At 71.7% G+C, this 12,964-nt stretch carries 11 protein-coding genes; 10 read left to right on the forward strand and 1 reads right to left on the reverse strand.

The window, feature by feature from the left end:
- Positions 1-44: 44 nt before the first annotated feature.
- The 3 genes from AC1DDU_RS06245 (at position 45) to AC1DDU_RS06255 (ending at position 4,394) form a co-directional block, all read left to right on the forward strand.
- Entirely contained in the window at positions 45-1,499 is a 1,455-nt protein-coding gene (locus AC1DDU_RS06245) for an MFS transporter (RefSeq protein WP_477432180.1), read from the forward strand.
- A gap of 494 nt (positions 1,500-1,993) precedes the next feature.
- Positions 1,994-2,185 (forward strand): hypothetical protein, encoded by a 192-nt coding sequence (locus tag AC1DDU_RS06250; RefSeq protein ID WP_477432182.1) that lies wholly within the window; start codon positions 1,994-1,996, stop codon positions 2,183-2,185.
- Between the two features lie 124 nt (positions 2,186-2,309).
- Positions 2,310-4,394 carry a vWA domain-containing protein gene (locus AC1DDU_RS06255; protein ID WP_477432184.1) on the forward strand — a complete coding sequence of 695 codons (2,085 nt, stop codon included), beginning with the start codon at positions 2,310-2,312 and terminating at the stop codon, positions 4,392-4,394.
- 15 nt (positions 4,395-4,409) lie between these two features.
- Here the strand turns inward: AC1DDU_RS06255 and AC1DDU_RS06260 are convergent, their stop codons facing one another.
- Positions 4,410-5,042 carry a MarR family winged helix-turn-helix transcriptional regulator gene (locus AC1DDU_RS06260; RefSeq protein ID WP_477432186.1) on the reverse strand — a complete coding sequence of 211 codons (633 nt, stop codon included), beginning with the start codon at positions 5,040-5,042 and terminating at the stop codon, positions 4,410-4,412.
- Positions 5,043-5,166: 124 nt separating this feature from the next.
- On the opposite strand from AC1DDU_RS06260, the gene AC1DDU_RS06265 reads away from it, so the two are divergent.
- The 7 genes from AC1DDU_RS06265 to AC1DDU_RS06295 all read left to right on the forward strand — a co-directional run bounded on the left by AC1DDU_RS06265 (position 5,167) and on the right by AC1DDU_RS06295 (position 12,963).
- A complete protein-coding gene (locus AC1DDU_RS06265; RefSeq protein WP_477432188.1) occupies positions 5,167-6,024 on the forward strand; it encodes a MarR family winged helix-turn-helix transcriptional regulator in 858 nt (285 codons plus the stop codon).
- Between the two features lie 109 nt (positions 6,025-6,133).
- Positions 6,134-6,847, forward strand: coding sequence for a sirohydrochlorin chelatase (locus AC1DDU_RS06270; RefSeq protein WP_477432189.1), 714 nt, complete (start codon positions 6,134-6,136; stop codon positions 6,845-6,847).
- A 165-nt stretch (positions 6,848-7,012) separates the two neighbouring features.
- Entirely contained in the window at positions 7,013-8,740 is a 1,728-nt protein-coding gene (locus tag AC1DDU_RS06275) for a nitrite/sulfite reductase (RefSeq protein ID WP_477433444.1), read from the forward strand.
- A 118-nt stretch (positions 8,741-8,858) separates the two neighbouring features.
- Positions 8,859-9,602 carry a phosphoadenylyl-sulfate reductase gene (locus AC1DDU_RS06280; RefSeq protein ID WP_477432191.1) on the forward strand — a complete coding sequence of 248 codons (744 nt, stop codon included), beginning with the start codon at positions 8,859-8,861 and terminating at the stop codon, positions 9,600-9,602.
- A complete protein-coding gene (gene cysD, locus AC1DDU_RS06285; protein WP_477432193.1) occupies positions 9,599-10,519 on the forward strand; it encodes a sulfate adenylyltransferase subunit CysD in 921 nt (306 codons plus the stop codon). The genes AC1DDU_RS06280 and cysD overlap by 4 nt, the downstream gene beginning before the upstream one ends.
- Positions 10,519-11,829, forward strand: coding sequence for a sulfate adenylyltransferase subunit 1 (locus tag AC1DDU_RS06290; RefSeq protein ID WP_477432194.1), 1,311 nt, complete (start codon positions 10,519-10,521; stop codon positions 11,827-11,829). Before cysD ends, AC1DDU_RS06290 begins: the two co-directional genes overlap by 1 nt.
- 54 nt (positions 11,830-11,883) lie before the next feature.
- Complete coding sequence (locus AC1DDU_RS06295) at positions 11,884-12,963, forward strand: ABC transporter substrate-binding protein (protein ID WP_477432196.1); 1,080 nt, start codon at positions 11,884-11,886, stop codon at positions 12,961-12,963.
- Position 12,964 lies beyond the last annotated feature (1 nt).

The raw sequence follows: 12,964 nt of genomic DNA on the forward strand, positions 1-12,964 counted from the left end.
GAATCCGCACCAGCCGTTCACCGAAGGGGTCTTAAGTGTCCGACGTGAGCTCTCCCGCCCCCGGATCCGAGGAGCCCGGCCGCGCCGCCGAGCCCTCCGAGCACGTGCTGTCCACCGCCGCCCTCAACACCGAGTGCCTCGACGACACGCCGGTGCCGCGTCGCCGGGTGTTCGCGTGGGCACTGTGGGACTGGGCCACGCAGCCGTTCAACTCCGTCATCCTGACGTTCGTCTTCGTGTCGCTGTATCTGGTGTCCGACAGCTTCCTTCCTGCCGACGTCGCCGCGCAGAACGCCGACGGCAAGATGGTGTGCTCGAGCGCCGCGGACGCGGCGACCGCGTACTGCGCGGCGCTGGCCGATCTGTCGGAGTGGTACGGCTGGGTCACGTTCGGCGCCGGCATCCTGATCCTGCTGCTGGCGCCCGTGCTCGGCCAGCGCGCCGATGCGGCCGGCACCAAGAAGCGCTGGGTCGTGGGTGCGACCGCGGTGCTGGCGCTGCTGCAGTTCGCGCTGTTCTTCGTCTACGCCCAGCCGCAGTTCTTCTGGCTGGGCGCGATCCTCGTCGCCCTCGGGTCGGTCTCGTCCGAGATCGCCGGCGTCAACTACAACGCGATGCTCGTGCAGGTGTCCACGCCCAAGACGATCGGCCGTGTCAGCGGTCTCGGCTGGGGGCTGGGCTACATCGGCGGCATCCTCGCGCTGGCCCTCGTCGTCGTGCTCAACACCTTCGACTGGTTCGGACTGGACGTGTCGGGCGGACTCGCCTACCGCCTCATCGCGGTCGGCGCCGCGGTGTGGACCGTGCTGTTCGCCCTGCCCTTCGTCTTCCTGGTGCCGGAGTCGCCCGCCGACCCCGACCGCAGGAAGGTCGGGTTCTTCGAGGGCTACGTGGTCCTGGTGCACGACATCGTGGCGCTGTTCCGCAACCACCGGCCGACGTTCTGGTTCCTCATCGCGAGCGCGGTCTACCGCGACGGCCTCGCCGGCGTGTTCGCGTTCGGCGGCGTGCTGGCCGCGGTCTCGTTCGGGTTCAGCCCGACCGAGGTCATCGCGTTCGGCATCGCGCTGAACCTCGTCGCGGGTGTGTCCACGATCATCGCCGGCCGCCTCGACGACCGCTTCGGCGCCCGTGCCGTGATCATCACGGCGCTGTCGATCCTCATCGTGAGCGCCCTGTTCGTCTTCTTCCTTCGCGAGGGCGGCAAGCCGGTGTTCTGGGTGGGCGGCATCATCCTCTCCGCCGCGGTCGGTCCCGCCCAGGCATCCAGCCGGTCTCTGCTGGCCCGCGTCACCCCGACCGGCATGCAGGGCGAGGTGTTCGGCCTGTACGCCACGACCGGTCGCGTCATGAGCTTCCTGTCGCCGCTGCTGTGGTCGGCCTTCATCGCGTGGTTCGGGGCGACGCACTACGGCATCCTGGGCATCGTGATCGTGCTGATCGCGGGCCTGCTGCTGCTCCTGCCCGTCAAGCTCAAGCCCAGCGACATCGCGCGATGACCCGCTCCCCCGCGGCGGGCCGCCGGGGGTCCGGCATCCGATAACCTCGCTTGCGGTGGTCTTCACCGGTGCGACAGGGGGGCCGTCGCGCACATACTTCTGCGCCAGCCCGACCCCGAGAGGCACCGTGACGATCCCGCTCACCGAGAGACGACGCGTCGCCCGCCACCGCCGCGCCCTCGGGTACTGGTGCGTCCTGCTGGCGCTGACGCTGTCGCTGTGGATCGGCTCCACGGTCGTCCCGCAGGAGTGGATCCACACCCCGGCGCTATTCGGCCACCTCGCCTCGGTGATCGTCGGGCTCGGCTCGGCCGTGCTGCTGGAGATGAGCGGACTGCTCTGGATGCTGCGCCGCTCCACTCTGGACGACCTCCGGCGCGTCGAGCGCACCGTGAGCGCCCTCGCCTGGCTCGGCATCGCCCGGCCTGCTGGCGACCGGCGCTTTCCTGCAGCCGGACGTCACCCAGCCGCTGACCGCGCTGAAGATGCTGGCCGTGCTGATCGCCGCGATGAACGGCGTGGCCATGACGCGGCTCACCGACGAACTGGCGCGACTGCCCGGTCGCGTGCGCTTCTCGATGCTCCCGCGACGCCTGCAGACGTGGTGCGTGTGGAGCGCCGTCGTGTCGCAGGCCGGTTGGTGGACGGCCGTGCTGATCGGGATGCTGAACACCGCTTCAGGGTGATCTCACGGCGTCCGGGCGCTCGCCTCGACTCCCCCGTCGGGTTAGGCTCTAGCCTTACCGGACGTCCCCGGCCGGTGAAACCCCCCACTCGGCCTCACGGCCTGCCACGACCTCGAGGACACCCATGCGCGATCGCACGCGCGGCGACGAGGACGCGCCCGGACCCCGCCGGGGGCAGTCCTCACATCCGCCGACGGCACCGGTGCCGGCGGCGTCGCCGGCATCATCCGCTCCCGCCGACGGTGCGGCATCCGTCTCCGACGCGGCACCGGCCGCGGCCATCGCGACCCCTGCGGCAGCGACGCCGAAGAAGCCGTCGGCCATCGACGCGCGTCGAGAGCGCCGCCGCAAGCGCCGTCGCATCGCACTGCTGTGGACGACGATCGTGGGCATCGTGGTGCTCGTGGGCTCCATCGGCACCGTCTCGTACGCGATCGTCTCGAACATCTCCGGGTCCGACCCGGCCGCCGCAGACCCGCCCCCGCAGGTGCCGGCGACCGTCAAGCCGATCACCTTCCCGTTGGACGAGCCCGCGGCGACCCCGGGGGCGGAACCCTGCGCGACCGTGCGGGTGCTCACCTCGTTCGAGAACGCTGAGATGGTCGAGAGCCTCGCCACCGCGTACAACAGCCAGCCCCGCAACGTCGCGGGCTCGTGCGTGACGGTCACCACGGCCAAGGACAAGTCCGGCGTGGCCGCGGCGGTCGTCGCCAGCGGGTTCCCGAACCAGCCCGACGACCAGAAGCCCACGGTGTGGCTGCCGGACTCGTCGACGTGGCTCGACGTGGCGAAGGCCGACGGCGCCACCGCGCTGCGCGCCGAGGGCACGAGCGTGGCGATCTCCGACATCGTGCTGGCGATGCCCGAGCCCCTCGCCGAGGCGATCGGGTGGGATGCCGAGGCTCCCAGCTGGTCCGACATCTTCGAGGCGGCCGGCGACTCCGAGCTGTGGAGCGGCCTCGGGCACCCCGAGTGGGGCGCGTTCAAGCTCGGCAAGACCAGCCCGCTGGTGGCGACCTCCGGCGAGGCGGCGATGTTCGCGTCGTACGGCACCGCTGCCGGATCGCTCACCGACCTCACCGCGGCCGAGGTCGCCGATCCGTCGGTGCAGGCGACGGTGCACGAGAACGAGCTCGCGACCAGCCACTACATGGCCACGCCCGAGCACTTCCTCTGGCACGCGCGCCAGGCGGAGGCATCCGGGTCCTCCGCCGACTTCCTGTCTGCCGTGATCGTCGACGAGAAGTCGGTGTGGGACTACAACCGCGGCATCACCAGCCGCGACGGCGTGAACCGCACCCAGGCCGATCCGCCGCTGGAGCAGCTCATCCCGATCTACCCCTCCGACGGCTTCTACGCCGCCGACAACCCGGCGATGCGGCTCACCGGGTCGTGGATCGATCCGGTGGAGTCCGAGGCGGCCGCCGACTTCATCCGCTTCGCGCTCACCTCCCAGGGCCAGTCGGTGGTGCGATCGGCCGGCTACCGCGATCTCAACCACGCCCTCGACCAGAGCGTGCAGAAGGTCGGGCAGCTCAGCGGTGCGCTGACGCCGGCACTCGCATTCCCCGGCTCCGACGTCGTGACGGCGGTGCAGACGACGTTCCCCGACGTGCGCAAGCGCGCGAACGTGCTGTTCCTGCTCGACGTGTCGGGTTCGATGGACGAGCCGATCTCCGCCTCAGACACCAAGCTGACGCAGGCGCGCAAGGCGATCGAGGCGGCGCTGGGCCATTTCACGAACGGCGACGACGTGGGGCTGGCCGCCTTCGCGCAGGCGCCGGACGGCTCCCTGGTGCCAGGGCTGGTCTCTCCGGTGGCCGACATCGCCACCTCGCGCGACGCGTTCCGCGGTGCGCTGGGTGGGCTCGCCTCGATGGGCGACACGCCCCTGTACCAGGCTGTCGACACGTTCGCGGCGCAGCAGGCGGCGTCGTGGTCGAGCGATCACATCAACGCGATCGTGCTGCTCAGCGACGGCGAGAACGACACCCCGAACGCGCCGACGATCGGCGCCGACCAGCTGATCGCGAACCTGAAGGACATGCACCACTCGACGCCGGTGCTGATCTTCACCCTCGCCTACGGCGCGGACGCCGACGTGGCCACGCTGCAGTCCATCTCGAGCGCGACCGGTGCGCACTACTACGACGCGACGGATCCGTCCAAGCTCGAGGCGGTGCTCGGCGACCTCGTCACGAGCTTCTGATCCGGGGCGCCGTCCTCAGCCGCGCGGCCAGGAGTCGGCGAGCTTGGTGAGCAGCCGCGCGAGCTCGGCGCGCTCCTCGTCGGTGAAGGCGGCCAGCGCTGCATCGATCGCCTCGCGCCGCTCGCCGCGGAATCCGCGCACCAGGCGGGTTCCGGCATCCGTCAGCGCCACACGGGTGCGGCGGGCATCGTCGGGGTCGGCTTCGCGGCGCACGAGGTCGAACTCCACGGCCTGCTGCACCAGCCGCGACGCGCGCGGCTGATCGACCCCCACCGCGTCGGCGATCTCGCCGACCGACAGGGGATGGGATGCCGCCGCCAGCGCCTCGAGCAGCCTCATGCGTGCAGGCCCGCCGAGGCGGCCGCCCGCACCCCAGGGCGGACCGCCGAATCCGGGGCCGCCGAGTCCGGGTCCTCCCCTGCCCCACGGACCGCCGCGACCGCCGAAGCCGTGCATCGATCCGTCGCCGTGGACGTGCTCCGCGCCGTCCGCGCCGTGACTGTGCGGACCGGAGTGCCCGTGCCCGTGCGGGCCGGCACCGTGCGGGCCGGGGCCGTCGGCCCAGGGCGGGCGCGGCATCCTCCGTCCGCGCAGGCGAGCGAGTGCGGCCGCGATGGCGTCGGACGGGTCGTCGGAGGGCGAGGGCATGCACCCAATTTACATGCGACTTGACATGTATCCCAACTGCATGTCACACTGCATGTACATGCACTTCGACATGTAATGACGACGGCCCCCCAGACCGCTCACGAAAGGACTTCTCATGGAGGACATGAATCAGAACGAAAAGGACGACGCTCCCCGCCCCGCCGACAAGCGACCGCTGGGCTACTGGCTGCGCGCCGTCGACGGGATGCTGACGCGCGAGTTCGCGACCGCACTCGAGACCGAGGGCGTCACGCGACGCGACTGGATGCTTCTCAACGTGCTCTCGGGCGACATCGACGCCCCCGAGCTGCGCGAGCGCCTGGCCCGCAAGGGAAAGCGCCTGCGCGGCCTCGAGGAGCGCGGCTGGGTCGAGGAGCAGGGCGACGGCACCTGGGCGCTGACCGACCTCGGTCGCGCCGAGAAGGAGCGCCTCGGCGGGATCGTCGACGGCATCCGCTCCCGCGTGGTCGGCGCCGTCGGCGACGAGCAGTACTCGGCGCTGACCTCCTCGCTGGAGGCGATCGCCCGCGAGCTGGGCTGGGACGAGACCGCCGCCGGCCGCGAGCGCGGCTTCGGCTTCGGCGGCTTCGGGCGCCCCGGCTTCGGACCCGGCGCCGGTTTCGGTCCCGGCTTCGGCGGGCGCCCGGGGCCCTTCGGCCGCGACTTCCGCTACGGCTTCGGACCCAACCTGCACCGCGGCTTCGCGCCGGGTCGGCCGGGGCACCCGGCGGAGCGGTTCGACGAGCCCTACCGCGGCGGTGACGACGACTGCGCCGGGCACCACCCGCACGGCGGCCACGGCCACGGCGACCACGAGGGCTGGGGCGGCCACCCGCACCACCACGGCCACCACGGTGACCACGGTCACGGTCACGGTCACGGTCACAGTGACCACGGTCACGGCGGGCGCCGCTCGCAGCGGGCGTACGAGCGCGGCTTCGACGCCGGCTTCAGCCGCGGCCGCGAGGCCGGGGCCGCCTGAACCGGCGATCCGCGACGACAGCACGGGGCCCGTGCCGGCGACTTCACGACGAAGCTCCGGGCGGGCCCCGTTCTCGCGCGCAACACCGCCGTCATCTGCGGCGGGCACAATGGGGCTCGTGACCACCGCGCCCGCGCTCCTCGCCGTCTCGCACGGCACGTCGTCGCCCTCGGGCCAGGCCGCCGTGGCCGGCCTCGTCGCCGCCGTCGCACGCCGGCTTCCCGGCGTGACGGTGCGCCTCGGGCACGTGGACGTGCAGCAGCCGGATGTCGCGGCATCCCTCGACGCGATCCCGGAGGGGATGCCGGTGGTGATCGTGCCGCTGCTGCTGTCGGCGGGCTATCACGTGCGCGTCGACCTCGTCGCGCAGTCCGCAGGACGCCAGGGCGTGGTCATCGCACAAGCCCTCGGGCCCGACGCCCGCCTGGTCGACGCGCTGGCGACGCGGCTCGCGCCTCTCGCCGCCACGCCCGACGACGCGATCGTGCTCGCCGTCGCGGGCTCGAGCGACGAGCGGGCGAACGACGACTGCCGCACCACTGCCCGGCTGCTCGGCGAACGCCTCGGGCAGGAGGTCGAGGTCGGCTTCCTCGCCGCCGCCGACCCACGCCTGGACGCGGCGGTGGCGGCACGGGTGGGCGACCGCGGCCGGGTGGTGGTGGCCGACTACCTCCTCGCCCCTGGCTACTTCCACGACCTCGCGGTGCGACTGGCGGGCGGGGCCCCGGTGGCGCCGCCGCTCCTCGGCGACGACGAGCCGCCGGCATCCCTCGTCGACCTGGTCGTCGATCGCTACAACGGATCGATCGGATTGTCGGACTGAGTCCACAAAGCGGTGCGGTGCAACTGTGTGTCGCACGATTACGTCTGTTAACGCCTCTTGACGTCGGGATAGGCCGGCGGGCCGCCCGCTTCTAGCCTCACGGAATGGACTCGATAGGGTCCCGCCCGGGGCACCCCCGGGTTCGACCCCGGAGGCCCCGTGACCATCAGCGACACCGAAGCGCTCGCAGGCGCAGAGCGCCCGCGCGCGGCCGTGCGGCCGCCGCGTGCGTCGTCGAAGCCGAACGGCCAGTGGAAGATCGACGGCACGGCACCGCTCAACGGCAACGAGGAGTGGAAGCAGGTCGACGACGGCCTGAGCGTGCGCGAGCGCATCGAGAACACATACTCGAAGGGCGGCTTCGCGTCGATCGACCCGACCGATCTGCACGGCCGGTTCCGCGTATGGGGGCTCTACACGCAGCGCAAGCCCGGCATCGACGGCGGCCGCACCGCGACCCTCACCCCCGAAGAGCTCGAGGACGAGTACTTCATGATGCGCGTGCGCATCGACGGCGGCCAGCTCACCACCGAGCAGCTGCGCGTCATCGCCGGCATCTCGACCGAGTTCGGCCGCGGCACGGCCGACCTCACCGACCGCCAGAACATCCAGCTGCACTGGATACGCGTCGAGGACGTCCCTGAGATCTGGCGCCGTCTCGAGGCCGTGGGCCTGGGCACCACCGAGGCGTGCGGCGACGTGCCGCGCGTCATCCTCGGCTCGCCCGTCGCCGGCATCTCCGCCGACGAGCTCATCGACCCGACGGCGCAGATCGACGAGATCACGTCGCGCTTCATCGGCGACGCGTCGCTGGCGAACCTCCCCCGCAAGTTCAAGTCGGCCATCACCGGCCACCCGAGCCAGGACGTCGTGCACGAGATCAACGACGTCGCGTTCGTCGCCGTCGAGCACCCCGAGCTGGGCATCGGCTACGACCTCTGGGTCGGCGGCGGCCTCTCGACCACCCCGCGTCTCGCCGAGCGTCTCGGCACGTTCGTCTCGCCGGATCGGGTGGCGGATGCCTGGCACGGCGTCGCTCAGATCTTCCGCGACTACGGCTACCGGCGGCTGCGCAACAAGGCACGGCTGAAGTTCCTCCTCGCCGAATGGGGCGCCGAGAAGTTCCGCCAGGTGCTGCAGGACGAGTACCTCGGCTACGCGCTGCCCGACGGCCCCGCCGCGCCGAAGCCGCTCACGCAGGGCGACCACGTCGGCGTGCACCCACAGAAGGACGGCCGCTTCTACATCGGCGCGACCCCGATCGTGGGGCGCGTCTCGGGCCCGACCCTGGCGAAGCTCGCCGACCTGCTCGAAGCCCACGGCTCGACGCGTCTGCGCACCACGCCCCACCAGAAGCTCGTGTTCCTCGACATCCCGAAGGAGAGCGTCGAGCCGTTCATCACCGGCCTCGACGAGCTCGGCCTGTCGGCCCGCCCGAGCCTCATCCGCCGCGGCACGATCGCGTGCACCGGCATCGAGTTCTGCAAGCTGGCGATCGTCGAGACCAAGGCCTACGCGACGGCGGCGGTGCTCGACCTCGAGAAGCGTCTCGAGCAGTTCGAGCTGCCGCATCCGATCTCCCTCCACGTCAACGGCTGCCCCAACTCGTGCGCGCGCATCCAGACCGCCGACATCGGGCTCAAAGGCCAGCTCGTCACGATCGACGGCGAGCAGGTGCCCGGCTACCAGGTGCACCTCGGCGGTGGTCTGGTGAACGCCGACCGCGACGACGCGGGACTCGGCCGCACCGTGCGCGGACTGAAGGTCGCCGCCGACGGCATCGCCGACTACACCGAGCGCGTCGTCAAGCGGTTCCTCGCCGAGCGCGACGTAGAGGCCGACGAGACGTTCGCCCAGTGGGCGCACCGCGCCGACGAGGAGGCCCTCCAGTGAGCATCGCGTCCACGCGTTTCGTCTCGCTTCGCTCGCTCAACGGCCGGGTTGGTCCGGTCGTTGAGCGAGCGAGGAACGAGCGAGACGAAACGCCTCGAACGTACGAGGAGCCCCAGGCATGACCGTCTCGCTCGCCCCCCGCGCCGCCGTCAAGCGATCGCGCGAAGAGCTCGCCGCCCTCGCCGAGCAGGGCAACCTCGAGCTGGGCAGCCTCACCGATCACGAGGCATCCGCTGCCGAGGTGGTCGCGTGGGTCGCGCGCAACTTCGGGATGGATGCCGCCGCCGTCGCCTGCTCGATGGCCGACGCCGCGCTGCCCCACCTCGTGGCCGAGCAGCTGCCCGGCGTCGACGTGCTGTTCCTCGACACCGGCTACCACTTCACCGAGACCTACGCGACGCGCGACGAGGTGCAGCGCGCGCTCGACGTGCGGATCGTCGACATCACGCCCGACCAGACGGTCGCCGAGCAGGACGCCGAGTTCGGCGCCAAGCTGTTCGAGCGCGACCCGGGGCTGTGCTGCGCGCGCCGCAAGGTCGCGCCCCTGCAGGACGCCCTCGGCGGCTACGAGGTGTGGTTCACCGGCGTGCGCCGCGACGAGGCGCCCACGCGCACGAACACGCCGCTGGTGACGTGGGACGAGCGCAACGGCCTGGTCAAGGTGAACCCGGTCGCGGCGTGGAGCTTCGACGACGTGCTCGCCTACGCCACCGCGCACAAGGCCCCCGTGAACCTGCTGGTCGGGTTCGGCTACCCGTCGATCGGCTGCGAGCCGTGCACGAAGCCGGTCGCGCCCGGCGAAGACCCACGATCCGGCCGCTGGGCCGGGCTCTCGAAGACCGAATGCGGGCTCCACGAATGACCGACACGATCACCGCGCCCGCCACCGCGCTGTCGACCCTTGACCTGCTCGAGGCCGAGGCCATCCACGTCATCCGCGAGGTCGTCGCCGAGTTCGAGCGGCCCGTGCTGCTGTTCTCCGGCGGCAAGGACTCCGTGGTCGTGCTGCACCTGGCCACCAAGGCGTTCGCACCCGGCCGCGTGCCGTTCCCGGTGCTGCACGTGGACACCGGGCACAACTTCCCCGAGGTCATCGCGTTCCGCGACGAGACCGTCGAGCGCCTCGGCATCCGTCTCGAGGTCGCCCGCGTGCAGGACTACATCGACGACGGCCGCCTGCAGGAGCGCGCCGACGGCACCCGCAACCCGCTGCAGACCGTACCGCTGCTGGACGCGATCGCGGCCGGCCGCCACGACGCCGTCTTCGGCGGAGCCCGTCGCGACGAAGACAAGGCCCGCGCCAAGGAGCGCATCATCTCGCTGCGCGACGAGTTCGGCCAGTGGGATCCCCGCAACCAGCGCCCCGAGCTGTGGAGCCTGTACAACGGCCGCCACACCCCCGGCCAGCACGTGCGCGCGTTCCCGATCTCGAACTGGACCGAGCTCGACGTCTGGCGCTACATCGAGCGCGAGGGCATCGCGCTGCCGCCGCTGTACTTCGCGCACGAGCGCGATGTGTACGCCCGCGACGGCATGTGGCGGCCCGTGGGCCCGTTCTCGCCGCCGCGCGAGGACGAGACCGTCCAGCGCCGCACCGTCCGCTACCGCACCGTCGGCGACATGAGCTGCACCGGAGCGGTGGAGTCGGATGCCGCCGACCTCGCCGCGATCGTCGCCGAGGTCGCCGTCTCGACCCTCACCGAGCGCGGCGCGACGCGTGCCGACGACCGCCTCAGCGAGGCGGCCATGGAGGACCGCAAGAAGGACGGGTACTTCTGATGACCGCGACCCTCACCCAGACGGGCACGCTGTTCCGCTTCGCCACGGCGGGCTCCGTGGACGACGGCAAGTCGACCCTCGTCGGCCGGCTGCTGCACGACTCGAAGGCGATCCTCGCCGACCAGCTCGAGCAGGTCGCGCGCACGTCGGCCGACCGCGGCTTCGCGCACGGCGCGTTCGACTTCGCCCTCCTCACCGACGGCCTGCGCGCCGAGCGCGAGCAGGGCATCACGATCGACGTCGCCTACCGCTACTTCTCGACGGGTGCGCGGTCGTTCATCCTCGCCGACTGCCCCGGTCACGTGCAGTACACACGCAACATGGTCACCGGCGCGACGACGGCCGACGCCGTGATCGTGCTCGTCGACGGGCGCAAGGGCGTGCTCGAGCAGACCCGGCGGCACCTCGCGGTCGTCGCCCTGCTGCGCGTGCCGCACGTGATCGTGGCGGTGAACAAGATCGACCTGATCGGCTTCTCGGAGGATGCCTTCGCCGACGTCGCCGCTCAGGCCCGCGCCGTCGCCGCAGAGCTCGGCATCGAGAACCTCCACGTGCTGCCGGTGTCGGCCCTCGAGGGCGACAACATCGTCGACCGCTCGGAGCGCACGCCCTGGTACGACGGCCCGGCGCTGCTCGAGCTGCTCGAGGCCCTGCCGGCCGCCGACCAGCTCGAGCAGGAGCTCGAGCCGCTGCGCCTCCCGGTGCAGCTGGTGCTGCGGCCACAGGGCGGCCTCGCGCCCGGCATCGACCCCGCCGAGGCGGAGCGCCTGCGCGACTACCGCGCGGTCGCCGGCCGGATCTCGGGCGGCGTCGTGCGCGTGGGCGACCGTGTCGAGGTCTTCCCCGGAGGCTCCGCCACCACGGTCACCGGCATCCGCTCCGCCGGTGCCGAGGTCGACGACGCGACAGCCCCGCAGTCCGTTTCGCTCGAGTTCGCCGACGACATCGACACCGCGCGCGGCGCGCTGGTGGTGGCCGCGGGGTCGCTGCCGGTGGCTCGCCGCGAGTTCGGGGCCGAACTGTTCCAGCTCGACGCGCGGGCGCTGACACCCGGCATCCGCGTCCTCGTCAAGCACGGCACCGCGACCGTGCAGGCCATCGTGGCGCAGATCGAGTCGCGCTACGACCTCGACGCGCTCACGCACGAGCCGGCGCAGACGCTGGAGACCAACGACATCGGCCGCGTGCGGCTGCGGCTCGCGGCCGACCTGCCGCTCGAGCCGTACGCCGCCAGCCGCCACGGGGGCTCGTTCCTCGTGATCCATCCGTCCGACGGCGCGACGCTCGCCGCCGGCATCGTGCGCGACTGACCGGTCGCGCACGTCAATCCCACTGAGCACCACCCGATCTAAGGAGGCGACACCGTGAAAATCATCCGCACCGCGACCGCAATCACATCTCTGGGACTCGTGGCGGCCATGATGGCCGGCTGCGCCTCCGCGGCGGCCGCGCCGAGCGAGTCGTCGGCGGCCGCCGACACCCCGTCGGTGAGCGAGCTGCGCCTGGGCTACTTCGCGAACGTCACGCACGCGCCGGCGCTCGTCGGCCTGGAGGAGGGGCTGTTCGCCGACGCACTGGGCGACGTGAAGGTCACCACGCAGGTCTTCAACGCCGGACCGGCCGCCATCGAGGCGCTCTCGGCCGGCGCGATCGACGCGACCTACATCGGACCCAACCCGTCGATCAACACGTTCATCCAGTCCGGCGGCGAGTCGGCGCGCATCATCGCCGGCGCGGCGACCGGCGGCGCGGCGCTCGTCGTCCGCGACGGCATCGACGACCCGGCCGACCTCGAGGGCACCACGATCGCGACGCCGCAGCTGGGCAACACGCAGGACGTCGCGGCGCGCGTCTGGCTGAAGGACCAGGGCTTCACCACCGACACGGCCGGTGGCGGCGACGTGCACATCACCCCGACCGAGAACGCGCAGACGCTGACGCTGTTCCAGCAGGGCCAGCTCGACGGCGCGTGGCTGCCCGAGCCGTGGGTCTCGCGGCTCGTCATCGACGCCGGCGCGCACGTGCTGCAGGACGAGGCCGACCTCTGGGACGACGGCGAGTTCCCGACGACCGTGCTGCTGGTGCGCAAGCAGTTCCTCGACGAGCACCCCGACGTGGTGGCCGAGCTGCTCAAGGGCCACGAGGCCGCCGTGCAGTGGATCGCCGACAACCCCGACCAGGCGCCGGCCGTCATCAACGGCGCGATCGAGAAGGAGACCGGCAAGCCGCTGTCCGACGAGGTGATCGCGCGCGCCCTCGAGCACGTGTCGTTCTCGGTCGACCCGCACGCCGACACCTTCGAAACGCTCGTCGACAACGGCATCGAGGCGGGCACGCAGAAGAAGGGCTCGATCGAGGGCCTGTTCGATCTGCGCCTGCTCAACAAGCAGCTCGAGGCCGACGGCGAAGACACCGTCTCGGCCGCAGGACTCGGCGAGGACTGAG

It is taken from the genome of Microbacterium sp. 05T445, assembly GCF_056395865.1.